At 60.7% G+C, this 21335-nt stretch carries 21 protein-coding genes; 15 read left to right on the top strand and 6 right to left on the bottom strand.

Annotated features, from left to right (window positions below; genetic code table 11):
- The first annotated feature begins 301 nt into the window (after positions 1–301).
- The 4 genes from AC4P1R_RS05280 (at position 302) to AC4P1R_RS05265 (ending at position 4667) form a co-directional block, all read left to right on the top strand.
- Entirely contained in the window at positions 302–1774 is a 1473-nt protein-coding gene (locus AC4P1R_RS05280) for an ABC transporter substrate-binding protein (RefSeq protein WP_225192035.1), read from the top strand.
- 67 nt (positions 1775–1841) lie between these two features.
- Positions 1842–2870, top strand: a complete 1029-nt coding sequence (locus AC4P1R_RS05275) for an ABC transporter ATP-binding protein (protein ID WP_151611143.1) — start codon at positions 1842–1844, stop codon at positions 2868–2870.
- Positions 2871–2873: 3 nt separating this feature from the next.
- Positions 2874–3815, top strand: a complete 942-nt coding sequence (locus tag AC4P1R_RS05270; protein WP_273360070.1) for a sugar ABC transporter permease — start codon at positions 2874–2876, stop codon at positions 3813–3815.
- A 3-nt stretch (positions 3816–3818) separates the two neighbouring features.
- A complete protein-coding gene (locus AC4P1R_RS05265; RefSeq protein WP_151611141.1) occupies positions 3819–4667 on the top strand; it encodes a carbohydrate ABC transporter permease in 849 nt (282 codons plus the stop codon).
- Positions 4668–4695: 28 nt separating this feature from the next.
- Here the strand turns inward: AC4P1R_RS05265 and AC4P1R_RS05260 are convergent, their stop codons facing one another.
- On the bottom strand, positions 4696–5427 hold the full coding sequence (locus AC4P1R_RS05260; protein ID WP_151611140.1) for a rhomboid family intramembrane serine protease: 732 nt from the start codon (positions 5425–5427) through the stop codon (positions 4696–4698).
- Between the two features lie 338 nt (positions 5428–5765).
- On the opposite strand from AC4P1R_RS05260, the gene AC4P1R_RS05255 reads away from it, so the two are divergent.
- The 6 genes from AC4P1R_RS05255 (at position 5766) to AC4P1R_RS05230 (ending at position 11399) form a co-directional block, all read left to right on the top strand.
- Positions 5766–6380: a PAS domain-containing protein gene (locus tag AC4P1R_RS05255; RefSeq protein ID WP_225192036.1), complete on the top strand. Its 615-nt coding sequence runs from the start codon at positions 5766–5768 to the stop codon at positions 6378–6380.
- Between the two features lie 89 nt (positions 6381–6469).
- The gene (locus AC4P1R_RS05250; protein ID WP_069457895.1) at positions 6470–7081 is read left to right on the top strand and encodes a PilZ domain-containing protein; all 612 of its coding nucleotides are present in this window, start codon (positions 6470–6472) and stop codon (positions 7079–7081) included.
- A gap of 710 nt (positions 7082–7791) precedes the next feature.
- Positions 7792–8394, top strand: coding sequence for a transglutaminase-like cysteine peptidase (locus AC4P1R_RS05245; RefSeq protein WP_069457897.1), 603 nt, complete (start codon positions 7792–7794; stop codon positions 8392–8394).
- Positions 8395–8660: 266 nt separating this feature from the next.
- On the top strand, positions 8661–9389 hold the full coding sequence (locus AC4P1R_RS05240; RefSeq protein WP_225192037.1) for a hypothetical protein: 729 nt from the start codon (positions 8661–8663) through the stop codon (positions 9387–9389).
- 181 nt (positions 9390–9570) lie between these two features.
- On the top strand, positions 9571–11052 hold the full coding sequence (locus AC4P1R_RS05235) for a D-alanyl-D-alanine carboxypeptidase (RefSeq protein ID WP_069457899.1): 1482 nt from the start codon (positions 9571–9573) through the stop codon (positions 11050–11052).
- 77 nt (positions 11053–11129) lie between these two features.
- On the top strand, positions 11130–11399 hold the full coding sequence (locus AC4P1R_RS05230) for a hypothetical protein (protein WP_069457900.1): 270 nt from the start codon (positions 11130–11132) through the stop codon (positions 11397–11399).
- A gap of 45 nt (positions 11400–11444) precedes the next feature.
- On the opposite strand, the gene AC4P1R_RS05225 is transcribed toward AC4P1R_RS05230, so the two are convergent.
- Positions 11445–11876 carry a DUF1489 family protein gene (locus tag AC4P1R_RS05225; RefSeq protein ID WP_069457901.1) on the bottom strand — a complete coding sequence of 144 codons (432 nt, stop codon included), beginning with the start codon at positions 11874–11876 and terminating at the stop codon, positions 11445–11447.
- Between the two features lie 99 nt (positions 11877–11975).
- Entirely contained in the window at positions 11976–13376 is a 1401-nt protein-coding gene (locus AC4P1R_RS05220) for an L-serine ammonia-lyase (protein ID WP_069457902.1), read from the bottom strand.
- A gap of 711 nt (positions 13377–14087) precedes the next feature.
- Here AC4P1R_RS05220 and AC4P1R_RS05215 point away from each other — a divergent pair.
- The 3 genes from AC4P1R_RS05215 (at position 14088) to AC4P1R_RS05205 (ending at position 16485) form a co-directional block, all read left to right on the top strand.
- Complete coding sequence (locus AC4P1R_RS05215) at positions 14088–14777, top strand: DUF599 domain-containing protein (RefSeq protein WP_069457903.1); 690 nt, start codon at positions 14088–14090, stop codon at positions 14775–14777.
- 226 nt (positions 14778–15003) lie between these two features.
- Positions 15004–16008, top strand: coding sequence for a heparan-alpha-glucosaminide N-acetyltransferase (locus AC4P1R_RS05210; protein ID WP_492177472.1), 1005 nt, complete (start codon positions 15004–15006; stop codon positions 16006–16008).
- A 3-nt stretch (positions 16009–16011) separates the two neighbouring features.
- Positions 16012–16485, top strand: coding sequence for a methyltransferase family protein (locus tag AC4P1R_RS05205; protein WP_069457905.1), 474 nt, complete (start codon positions 16012–16014; stop codon positions 16483–16485).
- A 134-nt stretch (positions 16486–16619) separates the two neighbouring features.
- Here AC4P1R_RS05205 and AC4P1R_RS05200 read toward each other — a convergent pair whose 3' ends face one another.
- Both AC4P1R_RS05200 and mgtE read right to left on the bottom strand, forming a co-directional pair.
- Positions 16620–17006 (bottom strand): MerR family transcriptional regulator, encoded by a 387-nt coding sequence (locus tag AC4P1R_RS05200; protein WP_069457952.1) that lies wholly within the window; start codon positions 17004–17006, stop codon positions 16620–16622.
- 66 nt (positions 17007–17072) lie between these two features.
- Positions 17073–18491 carry a magnesium transporter gene (gene mgtE / locus AC4P1R_RS05195; protein WP_069457906.1) on the bottom strand — a complete coding sequence of 473 codons (1419 nt, stop codon included), beginning with the start codon at positions 18489–18491 and terminating at the stop codon, positions 17073–17075.
- 286 nt (positions 18492–18777) lie between these two features.
- Between mgtE and AC4P1R_RS05190 the strand changes: the two genes are divergently transcribed.
- A complete protein-coding gene (locus AC4P1R_RS05190; RefSeq protein ID WP_069457907.1) occupies positions 18778–19284 on the top strand; it encodes a peptide deformylase in 507 nt (168 codons plus the stop codon).
- A gap of 174 nt (positions 19285–19458) precedes the next feature.
- Positions 19459–19716: a hypothetical protein gene (locus tag AC4P1R_RS05185; RefSeq protein WP_069457908.1), complete on the top strand. Its 258-nt coding sequence runs from the start codon at positions 19459–19461 to the stop codon at positions 19714–19716.
- Between the two features lie 60 nt (positions 19717–19776).
- On the opposite strand, the gene AC4P1R_RS05180 is transcribed toward AC4P1R_RS05185, so the two are convergent.
- The gene (locus AC4P1R_RS05180) at positions 19777–21327 is read right to left on the bottom strand and encodes a SpoVR family protein (RefSeq protein WP_069457953.1); all 1551 of its coding nucleotides are present in this window, start codon (positions 21325–21327) and stop codon (positions 19777–19779) included.
- Between the last annotated feature and the right edge of the window lie 8 nt (positions 21328–21335).

The following is a 21335-nucleotide window of genomic DNA, read 5'->3' as shown; positions in this document are numbered from 1 at the left end:
CTTCGCAGGAGCAGGCCAACACGAAATTTTCGGCGTTGAAACAACCGATTATCCCAGTCCGTGTACTGGAAGCCGTCCGACCTCCGCCCATAGGGCAAATGCACGGCACGAAACTGCGGCTTTGTCGGTTTCGGCGCTACAACGACAGGACAGCAGCGGCTCAAAGCGCAAAGCGTCGCAACTGACTGAAAACTGGCCAACGGTGACCAAGTGGCGTAAAAATAAGAGAGGAATATCACGGGATTCCTGTATCCCGCTAGAGCGTCGCTCACAAGAAGGGCACGACGCGAGGAGGAGGACCATGAGTGGAACAAAACATGAACAATCTCGCCGCAGGCAGTCCCGCACGGGCAAGGACGCTCGGATCACCAGAAGGACCTTTGTCGCAGCCGGCAGCGCGCTCGGCGTAGCCGCGGCGGTCGCCCCCTGGGTCATTACGAGCGCCAGAGCCCAGGACAAGACCCTCAGAATTCTCCAATGGAGCCATTTCGTTCCCGCATACGACACCTGGTTCGATGCTTTTGCCAAGAAATGGGGGGAAGAGAACGGCGTTCAAGTGAGCGTGGATTACATCAACATTGCCGATCTTGCCGCGACGACAGCCTCCGAGATTTCGGCCGGCTCCGGCCACCACCTGATCGAACTTGGGCCGGAGGCCGCCCAGTTCGAGCCGAGCCTGATCGACATGGCGGATATCAACCAGGAGATGGCCAGCAAATACGGCAAGCCTTTCGGCGTTGCCGAGCGAGTGAGCTACAATCCAGTGACGAAGAAGCACTACGCCTTCTGCCACGGATGGACGATCGATCCCGGCGATTACCGGAAATCACTTTGGGAGAAGGCCGGCATGGCCGACGGACCGGTGACCTGGGAAGACCTTCTGACCGTCGGAGCGAAGATCAAGAACGAGCAAGGCGTGCAAGTCGGCATCGGCCTGTCGCAAGAGATCGATTCCAACATGGCGGCACGCGCCGTGCTGTGGTCTTTCGATACGTCGCTGCAGGACGAGAACGGTACCATTATCCTCGACCAGGGTGAGAATCTGAAACGCACCGTTGACGCGGTGAAGTACATGAAGGACCTGTATGACAACGCGCTGACGCCGGAGGTGTTCTCCTGGAACGCGGCCTCCAATAATCAGGCGCTGATTGCCGGCCGCGCTTCCTATATCCTGAATTCGATATCGGCCTATCGCTCGGCACAGGAAGCCCGGCCCGACATCGCCAAGGACATCTTCTTCACACCGGCTCTGAAGGGACCCGGCGGCACCGGCTGGGGCAACGTCCACGTACTTTACAACTACGTCATTCCCACTTTCGCCGGGGACAACGCCGACACGGCCAAGCAGTTCATCGCCCACCTGGTCGCGAACTATGACGAGGCCATGTATCAGAGCAAGCTCTATAATTCGCCGAGCTTCCCGGAAGCGCCGATCGCAAGCGGCCAGCGCAGCTATGCTACGGTGGCCGAAGCGAAGACCCTGAACGATCTCACAGCGGCCTGGTTCGACAACGATCCGTTCAAGCTGGAGGACGAGGCCGACGGCAAGCTCAGAGCTCTGAAATCCGCTGCCGAGTGGACGACGAATCTGGGCCATCCCGGCTACGCCAATCCGGCCATCGGGGAGGTCTTCAGTACCTTCGTGATCCCCAACATGATGGCCAATGTTGCGCGCGGGCAAATCGCGCCGGAAGAGGCGGTCAAGGATGCCGCCGCCCAGATCCGCAAGGTCTTCGAGGCGTGGCGCAACCGCGGACTGGTCCAGGGCGGCTGACCCGTGAAAGGCTGGCCCCCCGATAGGGAGTCCAGCTCGTTTGCGACCGCGGGACAGGAGAAAGGCATTGGCTACGCTCGAGACACGCGACCTTCATACCCACTTCGGTCAAGTCAGGGCGGTGGACGGCGTCGATCTCGACGTGAAAAACGGCGAGTTCATTGTCCTGCTTGGCGCATCCGGTTCCGGCAAGACAACCTTGATGCGGACGATCGCGGGCCTGGAGAAGCCCACATCCGGCGAGGTCTACATAGGCGGGCGGCTTGCAAACCGCCTGCCTCCAAAGACCCGCAACATTGCCATGGTCTTCCAGAGTTATGCCCTCTACCCCCACAAGACGGCATACAGGAACATCGCCTTCCCGCTACAGGCTTCGCACATGCCGGCGGACAAGATCCGCTCCCGCGTGACGTGGGCAGCCAATCTTTTGAGCATCAGCCACCTCCTTGACCGGAGGCCGCGGGCACTCTCCGGGGGGGAGCGCCAGCGCGTCGCTTTGGCACGGGCCCTGGTCAGGGAGCCGGCGATTTTTCTGATGGACGAACCGCTATCCAATCTCGACGCCAAGCTGCGGCATTCCGCACGCCGGGAACTGAAGCGCCTGCACCGGGAAACGGGCGTGACCACCATTTACGTGACGCACGACCAGGTCGAAGCCATGGGCCTCGGCGAGCGGGTGGCGGTGATGAATGCCGGCCGCATCGAGCAGATCGGCGCGCCGCTCGATATTTACCGCAACCCGGTCAACACCTTCGTGGCTCAGTTCATGGGGTCGCCGCCCATGAATCTCGTTCAGCGCAACGGAACGCTGATCGGTTTCCACGCGGAAGATTTTTTTCCACGCGGCCGGGGGCCAAACTCGGGAGACATGGAGCAGCTGACATTTCGCGTGGTCCAGGTCGAGGAACTCGGTAGCGAAGTCCTCGTGTACGGCTACGTCGCCGAGGACGAGAGAGAGCCGCCGCCGGAGGTGCTCGCGACACTGCCGACGGCACTGGTGAGCGGCTATATCGCCGAAGGAGCGGAATACCCCTTCGAGGTTCCGCGCCCGGCCATACGCCACTTCGACCCGGCGACGGGCCTGCGGAAGGACTGAATGATGGCGACAGAGATCCTGGAGGAATACGGAACGCGGCAGCGGCTGCTCGACTCCGACAGGCTGCTCGCCGGCGCCCTGATCGCACCCGCGATCATTTATATCGTGGCGTTGATGGGCGTGCCGTTTGTCCTTTCCATTTACTATAGCCTGAGCGACGTGACGACTGGCGGAACGGATGCCCCTTTCGTGGGGCTGGCGAATTTCCGGGCCCTGATCGGCGACCCGACCTTTCAGCAGACGCTCTACAACACTTTCCTCCTGTCCGGCATGACGCTCGTGGTCGTGCTTGTGCTCGGCACGATCCAGGCGGAACTCCTGATAAGGTCCTTCCGGGGCAAGTGGCTGGTGCGGTTCCTCATTCTGCTGCCGTGGACCGCACCGGTCTCGCTCAGTGTCATCGGATGGCTGTGGATGTTCGATTCCATCTTCAGCCCCATCGACTGGTCTCTTCGCGAGGCGGGACTGCTCGGGCAACCCGGCGCGCTGTTCGGCCCGACCACCAATCTCTACTGGCTGGGCAGCGGCGGACTGCCCATGGCATCCATCATCCTGGTGAATGTCTGGCGCATCCTGCCGCTCGGCACCGTGATCGTACTTGCCGGCCTCAATTCCATCCCCCGGGAAGTTGAGGAACAGGCGCTCATCGACGGGGCCGGCTATTTCCGACGCCTGTTTCAGATAACCTTGCCGATGATGCTGCCCATCTTCGGCATCGCTGTTCTTTTCACCTTCGTGTTCACCTTCACGGACATGGTGCTTGTCTACATTCTCACTCGCGGCGGACCTGCCAATTCCACCCACGTGTTGACCACCCTCGCCTTCTTCACCGGGGTGCAAGGCGGTTCGCTGGGACAGGGCGCAGCGGTTGCGCTTTTCATGTTCCCGGTGCTGACGGCATTGTCGGCAATCGTCCTGATGCTCATCCGCCGGCGGGAGGTTTGACGCATGGATGTCCGGGCGCAATCGACGCAGGCAGGCTGGCGCATGGCGGCCTATACGGGGATCGGGCTATTCACGCTGTTCTCGGCACTTCCCTTCTATGTGATGCTGATCACCGCCTTCAAGCGCGAATCGGACCTCTACGACCCGCAGAACAATCCGTTCTGGTTCACTGAGGCGCCGACCATGGCCAATCTCGATCTTCTGTTCGGAAACACCAAGTTCCTGACCTGGCTCCTCAACTCTTTTCTGGTTGGCGCCCTCGTCGTCATCATCACCCTGGTTCTGGTGATCCCCGCCGCCTATAGCCTTGCCCGGCTTGCCGGCCGTTGGGGCGAAACGCTCGGCATAGGTATCTTCCTCACCTATCTGGTCCCGCCGACGCTCTTGTTCTTGCCGTTCGCCAAGGTGATGGCCTTCCTCGGGCTGCAAAACTCGCTCTGGGCGCTGGTCGTCGCCTATCCGACCTTCACCGTGCCGTTTTGCACCTGGCTCATGCTCGGCTTTTTCAAGGCGATACCGAGGGACATCGAGGAGCAGGCGATGGTCGACGGGTATGGCCGGCTCGGAGCATTCGTCTACGCGGTTCTGCCGCTTGCCGTTCCGGGCATCCTCACGGTCGTCGTATTCGCTTTTACCCTGTCGACCAGCGAGTTCATCTATGCACTGGCTTTCGTGCAGAACTCCGTGCAGAAGACGGTGAGCATCGGCGTGCCCTCCGAACTGGTGCGGGGCGACGTATTCCGGTGGGGATCGCTGCTCGCCGGCGCCTTGATCGCCAGCATCCCGGTTTCGATCCTTTATACGCTCTTCATAGACCAGTTCGTGGCCGGGCTCACCGCACTCGCCAAGTGACCGCGCCAGAGCACCGCAGACAACGACCTCAGCGGCGCGGATCGAACCATCCGAACAGGAAGAAGCCGAACAGGAAGCCGCCAATATGCGCTTCCCAGGCGATGCTGCCTATGCCGCCCGCGGAAAACAGGCCGAGGGCGACCAGGAAATTGGTGAGAAACCAGATGCCGGTGAAGACCAGTGCCGAGCGATTGGCAAGCGTCTCGGTCAGGGAAAGGCGGCGGTTGAGATGCGCGAACTGGCGGCTGACGCGCCCGCTCGGCGAAAACACGAAACGCACCGCCGCGCCCATGAAGCCGGACACCACGCCGGAAGCGCCAACCACAATGACCATCTCCCCCCAATGGAAGACCACGTGCAGGGCAACAGCCGCTGCCGCCGAGAGACACCAGAACACGGCCAGCCGCGCGGGGCCGATGCGGCGTATAACGGGCGCGCCGAAGGCGACCATCCAGAAGATGTTGAAAATCAAGTGCTCCCAGCTCCCGTGGAGAAAGGAATAGGTCACGGGCGTCCACAGCCAGGCAAGCCCCTGGGCGTCGAGCGGGATCGTGTAGCGCGCCGGGAGAAAGGCAAAGTTGAGGATCACTTCCTCGTCCACCGCAGCCGACAGTACATAGGTCCGCAACGCGTGCACTGCGACGAGAAACAGAAGAATGCCGCTCAGGCTCGCCGGGAGATTGAAGGCAGGCTCGCGATGGCGCTCGGGCGCGCCCTCGGCATCCGCTTCGACCGGCGTTGCCGACTGATCTCTTTGCATGGCTTCTCTTCCTATCAAAACGCCGGCTGACCGGAGCAGCGGCGATGCGTCCGTCGGACGGCAGGCAAAGGCATAAGCAAAGGAAAAATGGCCGTCCAGAAAAAAAACTGGACGGCCTGCCCCAATCACCGGGCTCCAATCGATGTGCCGAAGCAACGCTTCGTGAAGTGATGGCCAAGCAATGCCAACGCAAGGCGAGACTTGCAATCGCAACCAGTCATTAACCTTAATTTCCACCTGGCATGAAAATCGCTCCGCTCTCTGCAGGGTCGCGCCCGAGGCGGTCGGCTGTATCGTTTTGAAACAGCACGCCTCCCACGTCATGAGGACATAAGGATATGCGCAGCAGAACGTCCGTTGACCTGTTTCGTTACTGGAACACCCTTCGGGGTGATCGCAATCTCCCCCGGCGCGATGAAATCTCGCCCGGCGACATCCGGTTGCTGCTGCCGGATGTCTTCATTCTGCAAAGACAGGTTAGCGGCACCATTCGCTTCCGCCTCGCCGGCACCCGCATCTGCACGCTTTTCGGGAGCGAACTGCGTGATCAGCCGTTTTCGGCGCTCTGGGAGGAGAAGGAAATGACGGATCTTGACCGGGTTGCCGGGCGGGTGATGGCGCAATGCACGCCGATGCTTGTTTCTGCCTTCGGCAGGACGGCCGCTGGCGATGAGATCGAATTGGAACTGCTGCTTGCACCACTCGCCTCCGCGGACGGCAGGAATGACCGGGTGCTAGGAACCCTTTCGCCGCTTACCTGCCCGCGTTGGTTGCATTTGACGCCAATCACAGCACTCGCCACAAGCGGTCTCAGCGTTCTCCATCGCGATCACGATATGTCGCGCAAAGACGTAAGCACTCCCCCTGCCGCCGCGAACATCGGCATCGAGGGCGGCCATGCCCGGGGTCGTGTGCTCAATCTGCGTGTGCTCGACGGCGGCCGCCGCGACTGAATCGATACAGAATTGATTCTGCGACGAACCTTCTATTAACCGGCAAGGCCTATCCTAACGCGTGTAGATACGTCGATTGCAGAGTGACCATGTTCTCGTTTCAGCACGCACAAAACGGCGGTACGAAACCACACCAGGAAAGCGCCTTCCAGCGCGTCTCGGTCAATCTTTCGGGACGGCTGATGCTTGCCAACCGCGATGAATATGATTGCACCGTCGTCGATATGTCGCCCGGCGACGTGCTCTTTTCAACGGCGGCGCGGCCGCGCGCCGGCGAGCGCATCATTGCCTATATCGATCATCTCGGACGGCTCGAAGGCACCGTTGCGAAACTTGCCGAGGATGCATTCGTCATCCAGCTCAACGCCACGGAACGCAAGCGCGAAAAGCTCGCGGCGCAACTCACCTGGATCGCCAACAAGCACGAACTCGGCCTCCCCGAGGACCGGCGCCACGACCGGCTTGCACCGCGCAAGACAGTGACGGAGCTTACGGTCGATACCGGCGAGAAATTCCGATGCCGGATCATCGACCTCTCCCTGTCCGGGGCCGCGGTCGATATCGAACTTCGCCCCGCCATCGGCACGCCCGTAAAGCTCGGCAGCCATATGCGGGGCCGAATCGTGCGCCATTTCCAGGAAGGCGTCGCCATCGAGTTCTCCGGCGTCCAGTCCCGCGAAGCTCTCACCGAATTCCTTTGACACGACCCGCTGCGAGCTGCGGCAAATGCGTCGGCCGAAAAATCGTCAACGATTTCCGGGAAAGCTCGATGCGCAGCTTCAAGAGTTACGGGACCGTTCGCGGCTGAAAAGACGCACGGTGCTGCTAAAGTGCGTGGGCAGCGATCTCCCTACCGACGCATCTGCTTGACCGACGATCATCATTGACGCGGCTTGTAGCGGTCCGTCATTCGGCAAGGAGAACGGTCTGTCGATCGGACCAGCCTCGCCCACGGCACAATCCCGTGCGTCGCGTCGACAGATACCGAAATTTCCGCGACCGGGCAGTTGGATACCTGTCCCACCGTGGCGCTGCGAAATCTCGTTCTGTATAATTACATGCACCAGAAAGAAATACCTTCTGGTAAACCGATCCTTACGGCATTCCCACTCCGGTACATTGAGACCGTAGACCCCGCAGGCCACCTCCTGATCCAGATCACGAGGGATCAGGACTCGAAGGACGGGCCACTTTTCCTTATTTTCCAAGCCATTGCAGGATGCATGCTAGCCCGCGCTGCGCAGGCGCGGCGAGATCAACTAAAATTTGAATCACATTCTACTCGAATGCAATTCAAATTTTATACTTTATTTATTCGAATAACTACTGAATTTGTACTTGTTTTTACCACCGAAATTCGCCGCCAATAAAAAACTCTGTGCCAATGTCGAACCACAACGGGGAGACAAACATGCACAAGATGATCACGAAGACGATCGCAGTTGCCGTGGCCGGCTTTCTGGCGGGCCCCGCCTTCGCCCTTCCGGCAAACATGGTCGTCGGCGGCGCGACCAATCCCCCCGTCGGCCACTACGAGTTCTGCAAGACCCATGCCACTGAGTGCGGGCCGCTCGGCCCCGATGATGGGCCGACCGTACTAACGCGCGCCGGATGGAAGGCCATTCTGGAAGTAAATCACGAGGTCAATCAGGCCATCATGCCATTGACGGACTTCGAGATCTACGGCGAGGAAGAAAGGTGGGGCTTTCCGGATGCAGTCGGCGACTGCGAGGACTACGTGCTCCTGAAACGCCGCAGGCTGATCGAGCGCGGCTTTTCCCCCGCTGATCTGCTGATCACCGTCGTGCTGCAGCCGAACGGCGACGGCCACGCTGTTCTGACCGTGCGTACCGACCGCGGCGACTTCATCCTCGATAACATGCGCAACAAGGTGCTCCGCTGGTCCGAGACCGAATACACCTTTCTCAAGCGGCAATCCTCGGAACATGCCGGCCGCTGGGTGAAACTTCAGGACGGCCGCACCGTTGCCGTCGGCAGCGTGCGCGCCGAATAGGTGATGCATTCGCCAACGCCGCCGGCGTCGGCGCCTCCGCCCGGGCTTCGGTCAAATCCTCGTCCCCTCGAGGCCAAGCCCACGGCCGGTTCCGATTGTCCCCGGAACCGGCCTCTCCTTTTTTGGCCGACGAGCCGCGCCGCGGATCTTCAATCAAAATTAACCCTATTCGAAGAACCTCGGAAGGCGATCTTTGCCGGAAGAATGACGCCATTCGGCCGAGCGAGAGTGATTTCAAGACCAGCCCCCCCTACCGACGGCCCCTCATGAACACGCCGGAAGCCCACGAGCCGGAATTTCTGCCTCTTCTTTCGCCGCGCTTCGTATACAAGGTTGCCGGCGTCATTGCATTGCTGGCGGTACTGGCGCTTGCCGTTTCCTTCACCGGGCAACGGCTAGGAGAGAGTCTCGCGCTCGCCGGACACACATCGAGCCGGCAGACCTACGACATCTTCATAGGACAGGATCATTTGCGCCTGCCCGCCAACATTATCCGCTTCGAAAGCCAACGGGCGACGCGCATCGCGGAGCGTGTCGATCTCTACCTCACCTGGCCCGCGCTCGAAGGCTATAGCGACGAGGCCCGGCACTTCTTCAACGATGTCAGCCACCCGGAGAAGCTGATCTTCCTCCAGATCGCGCAGAGCACAATGTCGCGCGACATGTCGGGCCGGCTTGACCCCATCTATCGCCATGTCCTCGAAGATGTAGCTCGCCCTGGCCCCGCCGGCCTCATGAGATATGAGGCCAAACCGAATTCCGGCTATGCGGGCGAGGTTTTCTTCACCGCCACCCGCCCCGGGCGTCCAGATTATGTGCTGCGTTGCCTCGTGCCTGAGAGCGAAACAGCGTCCTCCAGCGCCGATTGCCAGCGCGACGTCCACATCGGTAAGGATCTCACCGCTATCTATCGTTTCTCGGCGAGGTTGCTGCCCAAATGGCAAGCAATCGATGAATCGGTGGAGTCTTTCATTCAGGCTCGGCTCGTGCCGTGATTTTGTCGAAGAGTCGTGCTGGAGGCAAGCTGCCGGCCGAGAAGGCCAGCCGGTCCCGCTACCGAACAAACGGCCATCCCCCGCAAACCAATCATTCATCATAAACCGATTGGTAACGCTATCCCGCTAGAGTGCCGGGAACGGTCGTTTCAGGAAACGACGTCCGGACGGCACCCCCGAAATAAGAATGAAGAGCAGCGCAGTGTCTCAATCCGTTTTTCTTGATCGCGCGAAGCGTCCGTCAAGCGTTCTTGCAAAAGTCGTTGGGAGAATTATCCTTGCCGGCATACTTGCCGTTTCGGCACTCTCGACACCCGCCCTCGCCAACCCGAAATATGCCGGCATCGTCGTCGATGCCAAAACCGGCAAGGTGCTATACGGCGATTCGGCCGACGAGCTGCGTTATCCGGCTTCGCTGACAAAGATGATGACCCTTTATCTGACCTTCGAGGCGCTTGAAGCCGGGCGCATCAGCAAGTCCACGCCGGTGCCGTTCTCAAAGAATGCCGCGTCGGAGCCGCCATCGAAGCTGGGTGTCCGGGCCGGCCAATCGATCACTGTGGAACAGGCGATCCTGTCGCTCGTTACGCGCTCGGCCAACGACTCCGCAACAGCGCTGGGGGAACTTCTCGGTGGCTCCGAGCAGCGCTTCGCCCGCATGATGACGAACAAGGCGCGTGCACTCGGCATGACGCGTACGACCTACCGCAACGCGAACGGCCTGCCGAATTCGGAACAACGGACCACCGCGCGCGACCAGGCACGGCTCGGCCTCGCGCTCCGGCAGCATTTCCCGCAATATTACGACTATTTCTCGACACGCAGCTTCCGTTTCGGCAAGCAAACGATCGGAAACCACAATCGTCTGCTCGGCAATGTACGCGGCGTCGACGGCATCAAGACCGGTTACACGCGCGCCTCCGGCTTCAACCTGGTCACTTCGGCACAACTCGACGGACGCAGCATTGTCGCGGTCGTCATGGGCGGAACCTCCGGCGGCGCTCGTGACGCGCAGATGCGCAAACTGGTCGCCAAATACATGCCCGAGGCATCCCGTCGCGGCAGCGGCAACCTGATCGCACAGACGCCGGCGGCTCCGGTCGCCGTCGCGGAAACCGCCTCGCAGGCCGCCACGCTGGCTGCGACGGAATTGCCGCATACCGGCCCGGTTCCAGACTTCCGCTATAGCGGCGAAGCCGAGGGAAGCGTTGAGTTGGCCTATGCGGAAACAAGGCCTGCCTCCGACAATCCTGTCCTCTCCGGCAAGATCGCACCGAACACCCTGGACGCTCAAAGTGCCAAGCTCGCCCGGCAGCCCGCGACCTCCCGCGACGTCGACGCCCAGGTCACCAATTCGGTCGCGAAGTCCGGTGCGGCAGCCGAGGCCGAGGTGCGGGCTGAAGCAAAGGCGGTGCCGCAAGGCTGGGTAATTCAGATCGGCGCGACGCCGGACCGGGCGCAAGCCGTGACCCTGCTCGACAATGCCAAGGAAAAAGGCGGCAAACTTTTGCGCGATGCGACGCCCTTCACGGTCGCATTCGGCGATGGCTCGGCCCAGGTCTACCGCGCTCGCTTCGGTGGATTTGGCGACCAGGGCAAAGCGGTCAACGCATGCAAGTTCCTGAAAAAGAAGGGCTTTGCCTGCTGGGCGAGCCAACAGTAAGCGCATACGACATTGACGGCCGGATGCGTCTCTTCCGGCTGTTTCCTCGGATTTGTACATCGTAAACGAGGTCAGTCATGGCAATGAACGAGAATGCTCCGGGCATCCCCGTGGCACCCCGGAAAAAGACGAGGTCTTCGGGTCTTCGGCTGCATCCGCTGCACGAGGCAGCCATGCGCATCGCCGATGTCGGCCTCAACCGGTCAAAGGCAAAAACCCGAGACCTCGTCGGCCTGCTCCTGACCCATGGAGCGCGGGCCTGGCGCTCTACCCAACCGAAAGCGGAAATCCATCTGCACGTCACGGCACCTGGTCGCAACCGTCCCTTGAGAATACGGATAGGCTGACGCAAAAACGCCGGCCCCTCGATCTTCGGGGCGATATTGGCCCGTCTACAAAAGGCCTAACTCCGCAAGTTCCCGCCGCAATTCAAGCGGCATATCCGCCGCGGCCAAGGACGCGAGGTCGCGCGGGGACTCCTCATCCTTGAGGTAGCGCCATCCCTGGAATGCCCGGCGCGGCTGGGGCTCCGTATCCACCACCTCCGGGCCGAGTATCAGATGGCAACGGCCTATCCCCTCGCCGTCGGTAAAGGGCTCGATGCCGATCAACGGCTGTCTTGCCTGCACGAATCCCTTGATCACCCAATAGAGCGACCCGCCGGCGAGAAGTTCTTCCGCACGTTTCGGCACCATCCGAGTGGTATGGAACGAGTGCGGCTGCTGCCCGGCCGTAATCGCCGCCAGCGACCGGCGCGCTACCCATTCGCGCAAGTCTTCGACGGAATCGGCGCCGACACAGAGCTTGATAAGATGCAAGGCCATGGCAATGCTTGAACACCCGGCGGCCGGTCGAGGTCAAGCGCCGAAGACGATTTCATCCACAAAAGCACTCAGGCGCGGTTTCGGAGCTCTTCGCAGGCTTCAGCATTCGACGATGTTGACCGCAAGGCCGCCGGTCGAGGTCTCCTTGTATTTCTCGCTCATGTCGAGGCCGGTCTGCCGCATCGTTTCGACACAGGCGTCGAGCGGCACGAAATGCTTGCCGTCCCCCTTGAGCGCAAGCGATGCCGCCGTGACGGCCTTTACCGCGCCGAGCGCATTGCGCTCGATGCAAGGCACCTGCACAAGACCTGCGACTGGATCGCAGGTCATGCCGAGATGATGCTCGAGCGCGATCTCGGCGGCATTCTCGATTTGCTCCGCTGTACCGCCCATCACCGCCGCAAGGCCCGCGGCCGCCATCGCAGAGGCCGAGCCCACCTCCCCCTGACAGCCGACCTCGGCGCCTGAAATGGAGGCGTTGTGTTTGATGATGCCGCCGATCGCGGCCGCGGTCAGAAGATAGTCCCGAATGCCTTCCTCATCGGCATCTTCGTGGAAGTGCAGATAATAGCGGATCGTTGCCGGGACCACGCCCGCCGCACCGTTCGTCGGCGACGTCACGACCCTTCCGCCGGCGGCATTTTCTTCGTTGACGGCCATGGCATATACGCTCAGCCAATCATTGGCGAGCAAGGGGTTTACCTTGTTGGATCGCCATTCCTCCTGCAGTTTGTCGTGGATTGCCCGCGCTCTCCGGCGTACCTTCAGTCCGCCCGGCATGATTCCGTCCTGGCTGAGGCCGCGGTCGATGCACGCGTTCATCGCCGCCCATATGCGATCGAGGCCCGCGTCGAGTTCCTCCCTGGTCATGGCGCATTCTTCGTTCGCCCGCTTCATCTGGGCGATCGAAAGGCCGGAACGCGCCGCCATGTCGAGCATCTGCGCCGCCGTCGCGAATGGATAAGGCACCTTGACGCCGGCCGGCTTGTTCTTTGCCGCACGCATGGCTTCGAGCTCCGTGTCGGTAACCACGAAGCCGCCGCCGATCGAATAATAGATGCGCTTCAAAAGCAGCCGGCCGTCGCGATCGAAGGCGGAGAAGGACATGCCATTGGCGTGGCCCGGCAGCGGCACCTTCTTGTCATAGATGAGATCGGTCTTGGGCTGGAAATGGTATTCAGGATGGCCCGGCGGCGAAACGCGGCCCCTACGCTCCACCTCGTCGATGATCGCGTCCATCCGATCGGGATCGACCAGGTCGGGGCGCTCGCCCATCAGCCCGAGGATCACCGCCCTGCCCGTTCCGTGACCGACCCCCGTATGGGCCAGTGAGCCGTGCAGGCTGACTGTGATGGCGCTGACCGCCACATTCGACGGCCGCGGCCATTCGTCGGAAAGAATGAGGTCGAGGAACCTGTTGGCCGCCGACATCGGCCCCATCGTGTGCGAACTCGAGGGACCAATACCAATCTTGAAGACGTCGAAGACGGAAAGAAACATAGATGCCTGACCAGATCGTGGCAGGGCGCTCGGCGCCTTGCCGATGAAAACACCGGACCCGAACTGGTTCGGCAATGCGGATCCGCTCCATATATAGGGTGAAACCTATGCGATCCCATACCAGTCGATCAGGTGATCCACCGACATCGGATTCTTTCGATGCGACATCACAATCCACAAGAGCCGGCTGCGCGTTTCGGGTTCAAGGACCGAACGCGCGCCCGCTTCAGCGGCGCGCATCGCATGACAGACCGGCTTCGCTGTGACCAAGCAATGTAGCAATCGAAATGGAGGTGAAGGTGGCGGCGTCAGCACGCTAGCCGCAGGAAGGCGTTTGCTATCAGAAGCTACCGAAGAGGTAAGCCAGGACGAGAACGCCAGCGAAACCAGCCACGGCGCGAATGGTTACGCCCCAGCATGACTTCTGTAATGTGCTGTCCATGATTTCTCCGAATACCCGAGGGTCGAAAAGCGGCAAGTTCGCTTCTGGGGCGATGCATACTGAAGAATTAGTAAATGCGCAATGCCAAAATGTGGCGAAAGCATGTCGTACACCTCAATTCGCGCAGGCACGCTCCCGTCAAGGTGGCGGCAAGGCTTGAAAGGCAGCCTTGCGCTCCGCCAGTGCAGCCGCAATTTCGCCATATTGGTTGATGTCGGCGCACACCCAAGCGATCTTGCTTTTTCATGCGGCCATGCGAAAAGACGCACATGACCATCGAAGATTACATTGCGCTCGGCATATTCCTGTTGCTTTGGGGCGGGTTCAGTTGGGCGACCGACGGCCGACGCAATTTCAAACGCGTCAATTTGACGCGTTTGATGAACGAACACCGTGCGCGCTGGATCCGCAATTCGCTCAACCGCGACCTGAAGATGATCGACACCCAAATCATCGCGGGTCTTCAGGCCGGCACCGCCTTCTTCGCATCCACGACCATTTTCGCACTCGGCGGCTGTTTCGCTCTGCTCGGCGCGACCGAGCAGGTGCAGATGATCTTCAATGACCTGCCGCACGTCTTTCGCGGCGGCCGGGCGGGCTTTGAACTGAAGGTGGGGGGACTCACCTGTCTTTTCGGCTATTCCTTCTTCCAGTTCGGCTGGTCCTACCGGCTCTTCAACTACTGCTCCATCCTCATGGGCGGCATACCTATGACGGCAGACATGTCGCGCGATCGGCGGTCGGCCGAACAGGCAGCGGAGCGCGCCATACGCATGAACATCATGGCAGCCAAACACTTCAATGCCGGGCTCCGGGCGATTTTCCTGTCGATCGGCTATCTCGGCTGGTTTGTCGGCCCCTATGTCTTCATCGTGCTTACCGGCTTTGTCATTTTCGTGCTCACGCGCCGGCAATTTTTCTCCGAAGCCCGGGAAGCGCTGCTCGCCGAAGGGCGTTAGGCCAGGTCGATCCTGAGCGCAGCAGGTGTCTTGGACGCCGAGATCGGTGCCGCCCTCATTTCAACATAATCACGACGCGTCTGGCATGGGTGCCCCTGAACCGAATCGGGCACGCAACGCACCACAGAAGGCCGTTCGCTGCCTGCTTTTTGCTCGTGGACCAGTTTCGGTCCGGATCATGCAGGAGCCGGACAACCACCACTCGCCCGTACAGGATGGCGCCGCCATGTCCAATAGCCCTGCAACCACGATTCCGGAGACGCAAATCATACAGCCGGGCAAAATTCAGCGGATCGCGCTTCTGGACGCGCTTCGCGGGCTCGCGCTCGTCGCCATGGCACTTTACCATTTCGTCTGGGATCTGGAGTTTTTCGGCTATGTTGCGGCCGGTACCGCCGGAACCGGTGGCTGGCGGCTCTTTGCACGATTGATCGCCAGCAGTTTCCTGTTCCTCGCCGGCTATAGCCTGCTGCTGGGCCATGCGGTGCAATTCCGCCCGCAGGCCTTCGCGCGTCGCTTCGCCAGGATAGCAGGTGCAGCGGCACTCATCACTATCGCGACCTGGTTCGCCTTTCCGGGTTCCTTCATCTTTTTCGGCATTCTCCACGCTATCGCTGCGGCGAGCCTCGTCGGCCTGCTGTTCCTCCGCCTTCCCGCATTCGTTGCCTTTGTCGCCGCGGCCGCCGCCTTTCTCGCGCCGCTCTATCTGCGTTCGGCCCTGTTCGACATACCCGCACTCTGGTGGGTTGGACTTTCCGAAACGGTGCCGCGATCGAACGACTACGTGCCGCTGCTTCCCTGGCTGGCCCCGTTTCTCGCCGGTCTCGGAACAGCGAAGCTGCTTCAGCCTTTGCTTGCAACTCGGCGCTCCGAGGCGGGCCGAAAGGAGCCAAAACCGTGGACAAGACTCCTTGCCTACGGGGGGCGTCACAGTCTGGCCATATACCTCATTCACCAGCCGCTACTGATCGGGCTCGTCTATGCCTTCTCACTCGCGGTCCCCGCCCCTGCCATGGATGCGGAAAGGGCTTACCGGCTGAATTGCGAGCAAGCCTGTGGTCTCAACAGCGCCGGTGTCTCCTGTAGCAGCTTTTGCAACTGTACGCTGGCCCAGCTCAAGCAGCAGAACCTGTTCGACGATTTAAACCTGGGCAAGATCGACGTGGCCACGGATGAACGCATTGCGCGAATCGCCAATCAATGCACAATGGATGCACCATCAGGGGACTAGGACATGAATGCCTATCGTGCCAAGCCGCTGAGTTTTCCATGGCCGCCGCTCATCTATGGCACGGCAGTGCTGATTGCGCTGGTCCTGACCCGCGTTTACCCGATCCCCGTCATGAACGGGCAGAGCTGGATTCCCTGGCTCGTCGGCGGCGCGTTGATCCTCACGGCAATTTTTCTCGATCTCTGGGCGGTCAAGGCGCTTCTCGACCGGCACACCGCGGTCCTGCCGCACCGTTGCGCGACTTGCTTGGTGACGAGCGGTCCCTTCCGCTACACCCGCAATCCGATCTATCTCGGCTATACCCTGGTGATGACCGGCGCCGGACTCATGTCCCTGAACCCGTGGTTCTTCATCATGGCGATCCTTGCCGTTGCCGCGACGACGCTGTTTGCCGTCCGCAACGAGGAGCGACACCTGCTCTCCCGCTTTGGTTTCGAGTTCGAACGCTATTGCCGCCATACGACGCGGTGGATCTGACCACGGGGTGGACCGGCACACCATGCTTTCGCCAGCGCATTGGCCCAAAAATCGGAACCGATTTTCGGACCCGATGCGCAGTTCCAAAGAGTTACAGCAACGCGCGTCTGAAATGGCGCGCGGTGCTGAAACTCTCAGGTGCCTACGCCAATCTCGGCGAGACGGGTCAGGCAGGCCTCCTCGACATTGTCGAGCTCGGCTAACGTATCCTCGATGTCCTTGCGCTTCTGCCGCAAATCCTCGCGCTTTTCCTCGACGCGCTTCATCAGGAGTTGCAACTGCCCCATCTCGCCCGGGGGGTCCTTGTAAACCTGAATGATCTCGCGAATTTCGGCAATGGTGAAGCCGATGCGCCGGCCGCGCAGAATTTCCTTGATCAAGTGCCGATCGGCCGGCCGAAACAAACGCGTACGACCGCGACGCTCCGGATGAATGAGTCCTTCATCCTCGTAGAAGCGCAGCGTTCGGGTCGAGATGCCAAATTCCCGCGTCAGTTCCGTGATGCTATAATATTTATCCACGCCATCAATCCGTCCATTCACGCACCTTCACTATCTTTGACTTTGACGTAAAAGTCAAACACGTGCTTATGCGACGTTGAACCACCACGCCGCCAGGCCGAGGAAACTGAAGAAGCCGATCACGTCCGTAACCGCCGTGACGAAGACGGCCGAGGAGACGGCAGGGTCGGCACCGGACTTGTCCAGAACGATCGGAATCAGAATGCCGGCGAGCGCCGCGGCTATCATGTTGATCAGCATCGCGGTGGCGATGATACCGCCAATATGGACATTCTGGAACCAGAGCCCGGCGACAACGCCGATGAAGGCGCCGAAAACCAGACCGTTCAGGAGACCGACGCCCGCCTCGCGGCGAATGATCCGCGGTGCGTTATGGGTGTCGAGGGCGCGCGTCGCCAGCGCGCGCACGGTAACCGTCATGGTTTGTGCGCCCGCATTGCCACCCATGCCGGCAACGATCGGCATCAGGATCGCAAGCGCAACGATCTGCTGGATCGTCGCATCGAACAGGCCGATGACGGTAGCGGAGAGGAAGGCAGTCACCGAATTGACGAACAGCCACGGGATACGAGATCGCGATGCCCCTCCAACGCTATCCGACAGTTCCTCATCGCCGACGCCGCCAAGCCGCAGCAAGTCCTCCTCGGCCTCTTCCTGGATCACGTCGACCACGTCGTCGATCGTCAGCACGCCGACGAGGCGGCCATTGTCGTCGACGACGGCCGCCGACAGAAGATCGTATTGCTCGAAGAGCTGCGCCGCCTCCTCCTGGTCCATTTCCGCTGGGATGGCATGGCTCGTGTCGCGCATGATCGCGTCGATCTTCACCGATCGCTTCGTGCGCAGCACGCGGTCGAGGTCGACGGCGCCGAGCAGCTTGAAGGTCGGATCGATCACGAAAATCTGCGAGAAGCTGTCAGGCAGATCCTCGTCCTCGCGCATGTAATCGATCGTCTGGCCCACCGTCCAGAAAGGCGGGACGGCCACGAACTCCGTCTGCATGCGCCTGCCGGCCGTGCTTTCCGGATAGTCGAGCGAACGACGCAGGCGAACGCGCTCGGTAAACGGCAGCTTGGCGAGGATCTCCTCCTGATCCTCCTGATCGAGGTCCTCGAGAATATAAACCGCATCGTCGGAATCCATCTCGCCGATCGCTTCGGCGATCTGCTCGTTCGGCAGGTGTTCGACGATGTCGAGCCGGATCGCCTCGTCCACCTCTGTCAAGGCCGCGAGGTCGAACTCCTTTCCGAGCAGCGACACGAGCGCGAGACGCTGCTCCGGCTGGATCGCTTCGAGGAGATCGCCCAACTCGGACGCATGCAGTCCGGCAACATGCTGGCGCAGGTAGATCGTGTCGCGATCGGCAATCGCGGCGCCGACATGCATGAGGAAATCCGAACGCACCGAGCCATCGTCGGCATAGATGTCCGAGCCGTCAAAGGCGGTGACTTCGTCGAAATCACGGTCGTCATCTGTGTTGCTCATGGACCCGCCCTCGAATAGCCCCGGCAAGGGCGCGCAGCCTTGTAGACCCGGAGGAGACATGCCACTTTCGATGCCCTGCCCGCAGGCAACGACCTCCACAGCGCCGTCCGTGGTATCGCTGTAGCAGGTTGAACTGCCGCATGTCTTTGTTCCCAAATCGAGATCGAAGACATGCAGTAGCCGTGCTAACGCAAACCATTACGAAGGTCCACCGTGGGGCGCGGCGCCTCTGGACGATTTAACCAAGCTGTTGCAAATGGATGGCAAACACAGAGAGAGCTTCCGCATGGCAATCCGACCAATCGTCAAATTCCCGAATGCGTCGCTGAATACGCCCACAGAGCCCGTCAGCCAATTCGACGATGACTTGCAACGCCTTGCCGGCGACTTGGTAGAGACCATGCGCGCCGCTCCGGGCATCGGGATCACGGCAGCGCACGTCGGCATCCTCAAGCGGCTGACCGTCATCGAGCTCGACCGGGAGACAGGACCGCGCCATTTCGTCAATCCGGAAATCGTATGGCGCTCCGACGAGACGGCGCGCCACAGCGAGGGCAGCGTTTCGATGCCCGGCATTTCCGAAGAAGTCGAGCGGCCAGCGCGTATCCGCGTCCGATATCACACGCTTTCGGGTGAAATGCGGGAGGAAGAGGCCGACGGACTGATGGCCGTCTGCCTTCAGCATGAAATCGACCAGCTGGATGGCCTGTTCTGGACCCGGCGACTGTCGCGGCTGAAGCGGGAGCGTGCGGCAAAGCGATTCGAGAAGACGCGCGACGCTCCGGCTCATTGACGGCTACTGCATGTCTCCTTTAATCGACCTCGATTAAAGGAGACATGCAGCAATTCAGAGTACTACAGCGACCTTTGCGCGTCTGATAAGACGCGCGGCGCTGTAGGATCGGCAGACAAATACATTCGCGTACATTCGCGCCGGCCAGCTCCGAAGCAAACCGAAGGATATGCAATGAAACTCACGCGCCTGACATTTCTGTGCGCCATGGCACTCGCCGGTTGCACGGCGACGCCCGACCTGGAGCCGCTTCCGGGCAGCCTCACCTATGGCGAGACGGCCTCCTCCCGCAAAACCCAGGCCGCGCCCGGCACCAAGATTCAGAATCGGTTCCTGCACCAGGGCAAATACGTCTACGAGACCTACGAAGTCCAGGCCGATCACACCTACAAGCTCATTCGCCGCAGCATCGTCGACAGCCTGGGCGACTGATCGGCAAGCGATCGAAAATCGCGGATGGCGGCCGGGAGACCGACGCTCGCCGAACCCACGTCACTCGCCGGACAGGTCCGCCGTCGTGCATTCGTAGAGGGTCTCGCCGGTTTCGCTATCGACGCCGGCGATGCTGACGTCATATCCCCAGAGATGGCGAACATGGCGCAGTGTGTCGTCCCGGCTGTCCTCATCGAGGAGGACGCCATTCTTGACGTTGTGCTGCAGCCGCAGATGGCGGTCGCCCAAAAGGTCCACGTCCATCACCTGGATGTCAGGCTGGTTGGCGCCGATGTCGTAGCTGCGGGCAAGTGCGGTGCGGATGGCCTCGTATCCGCGCTCGTTATGGATGGAAGCGACTTCGCAATAGTTGTCGTCTGCCTCGTCGGTGAGCAGGAACAGCCTGAATTTCCGTATCAGAGACGGGCTCAGATATTGCAGGACGAAGGATTCGTCCCGGTGGTTTGCCCAGGCGTCGAGCAGCGTCTCTCGCCAGTTCCCCGTCCCCGCGATCTCCGGAAACCAGTCACGATCCTCCGGCGTCGGGTCGACGCAGATGCGCTCGATTTCCTGCATCATCGCGAATCCGAGGGCATAGGGGTTCAGGCCGGGAAAGCGCGGGTCGTCGAAGGCCGGCTGGAAAACGACATTGGTATGACTCTGCAGAATCTCGAGCATGGCGCCTTCGCTGATCTGACCGCGATCGAACAGCCGGTTCATGATGGTGTAGTGAACATAGGTCGCACATCCTTCGTTCATCACCTTCGTTTGCCGCTGCGGATAGAAATATTGCGCGATAACCCGGACGATGCGCAGGATTTCCCTCTGCCAGGGCTCCAGGATCAGGCTGGTCTTCTCCAGGAAATAGAGCAGGTTCTCTTCGGGCAGGTTCAGCGCCTTCTTGCGCTCCGTTACGTCCCGTTCAACCTCGCTGGGATCGCTGTTTTCGCTCGAGGGCGGAAGCGTGCGCCACAGGTCGCTATAGGTCTGCTCCTCATATTCCAGCCGCTCGCGCATTCGCTCCCGCTCCTTTTCCGAAGAGAGTCGCGGAGGTCGCCGGTAGCGGAAGACGCCCTGGTCCATGAGCGCATGAGCGGAGTCGAGAATGGACTCCACTGCGGCCGTGCCGTGGCGCTCCTCGCATTTGGCGATATATTTTTTGGCGAAATCCATATAGTTCAGGATCGCACTGGCATCGGTCCATTGCCGGAACAGGTAGTTGTTCTTGAAGAAATGATTGTGGCCGAAAGCGGCGTGAGCGGTCACCAGGGCCTGCATGGCCATGGTGTTTTCCTCCATCAGATAGGTGATGCAGGGATTGGAGTTGATGACCAGCTCGTAGGCCAGGCCGCGACGGCCCTTGCGATAGAGGTGATCCTCGAATACGAAGCGCTTGCCGAAGGACCAGTGCTGATACATCAGCGGCATGCCGACGGATGAATAGGCGTCGAGCATCTGCTCGGAGGATATGATTTCGAGCTGGTTCGGATAGACGTCCAGCCCGAGTTCATCGATACCGATCTTCTCGATGGCGTCGTAGGTGCGCGCGAGCGTCTCGAAGTTCCAGTCCGAGCCCTGGAACAGAAGGTTTGAGGCCGCGCCCTGTGGCATCATCATCG

Source organism: Sinorhizobium sp. Y406 (genome assembly GCF_058732025.1).
The sequence above is the reverse complement of the archived record's forward strand: the minus strand, read 5'-3'. Positions and strand labels throughout refer to the sequence as shown.

What these genes read in the sequence shown, in the direction of transcription:
- AC4P1R_RS05230 (WP_069457900.1), top strand. Translation starts at nt 11,130, where the DNA reads ATGGCAATGAACGAGAATGCTCCGGGCATCCCCGTGGCACCCCGGAAA.
- AC4P1R_RS05210 (WP_492177472.1), top strand. Translation starts at nt 15,004, where the DNA reads ATGTCCAATAGCCCTGCAACCACGATTCCGGAGACGCAAATCATACAG.
- AC4P1R_RS05190 (WP_069457907.1), top strand. Translation starts at nt 18,778, where the DNA reads ATGGCAATCCGACCAATCGTCAAATTCCCGAATGCGTCGCTGAATACG.
- AC4P1R_RS05270 (WP_273360070.1), top strand. Translation starts at nt 2,874, where the DNA reads ATGGCGACAGAGATCCTGGAGGAATACGGAACGCGGCAGCGGCTGCTC.
- AC4P1R_RS05260 (WP_151611140.1), bottom strand. Translation starts at nt 5,427, where the DNA reads ATGCAAAGAGATCAGTCGGCAACGCCGGTCGAAGCGGATGCCGAGGGC.
- mgtE (WP_069457906.1), bottom strand. Translation starts at nt 18,491, where the DNA reads ATGAGCAACACAGATGACGACCGTGATTTCGACGAAGTCACCGCCTTT.
- AC4P1R_RS05255 (WP_225192036.1), top strand. Translation starts at nt 5,766, where the DNA reads ATGCGCAGCAGAACGTCCGTTGACCTGTTTCGTTACTGGAACACCCTT.
- AC4P1R_RS05215 (WP_069457903.1), top strand. Translation starts at nt 14,088, where the DNA reads ATGACCATCGAAGATTACATTGCGCTCGGCATATTCCTGTTGCTTTGG.
- AC4P1R_RS05240 (WP_225192037.1), top strand. Translation starts at nt 8,661, where the DNA reads ATGAACACGCCGGAAGCCCACGAGCCGGAATTTCTGCCTCTTCTTTCG.
- AC4P1R_RS05205 (WP_069457905.1), top strand. Translation starts at nt 16,012, where the DNA reads ATGAATGCCTATCGTGCCAAGCCGCTGAGTTTTCCATGGCCGCCGCTC.
- AC4P1R_RS05265 (WP_151611141.1), top strand. Translation starts at nt 3,819, where the DNA reads ATGGATGTCCGGGCGCAATCGACGCAGGCAGGCTGGCGCATGGCGGCC.
- AC4P1R_RS05185 (WP_069457908.1), top strand. Translation starts at nt 19,459, where the DNA reads ATGAAACTCACGCGCCTGACATTTCTGTGCGCCATGGCACTCGCCGGT.
- AC4P1R_RS05250 (WP_069457895.1), top strand. Translation starts at nt 6,470, where the DNA reads ATGTTCTCGTTTCAGCACGCACAAAACGGCGGTACGAAACCACACCAG.
- AC4P1R_RS05220 (WP_069457902.1), bottom strand. Translation starts at nt 13,376, where the DNA reads ATGTTTCTTTCCGTCTTCGACGTCTTCAAGATTGGTATTGGTCCCTCG.
- AC4P1R_RS05245 (WP_069457897.1), top strand. Translation starts at nt 7,792, where the DNA reads ATGCACAAGATGATCACGAAGACGATCGCAGTTGCCGTGGCCGGCTTT.
- AC4P1R_RS05225 (WP_069457901.1), bottom strand. Translation starts at nt 11,876, where the DNA reads ATGGCCTTGCATCTTATCAAGCTCTGTGTCGGCGCCGATTCCGTCGAA.
- AC4P1R_RS05180 (WP_069457953.1), bottom strand. Translation starts at nt 21,327, where the DNA reads ATGCCACAGGGCGCGGCCTCAAACCTTCTGTTCCAGGGCTCGGACTGG.
- AC4P1R_RS05280 (WP_225192035.1), top strand. Translation starts at nt 302, where the DNA reads ATGAGTGGAACAAAACATGAACAATCTCGCCGCAGGCAGTCCCGCACG.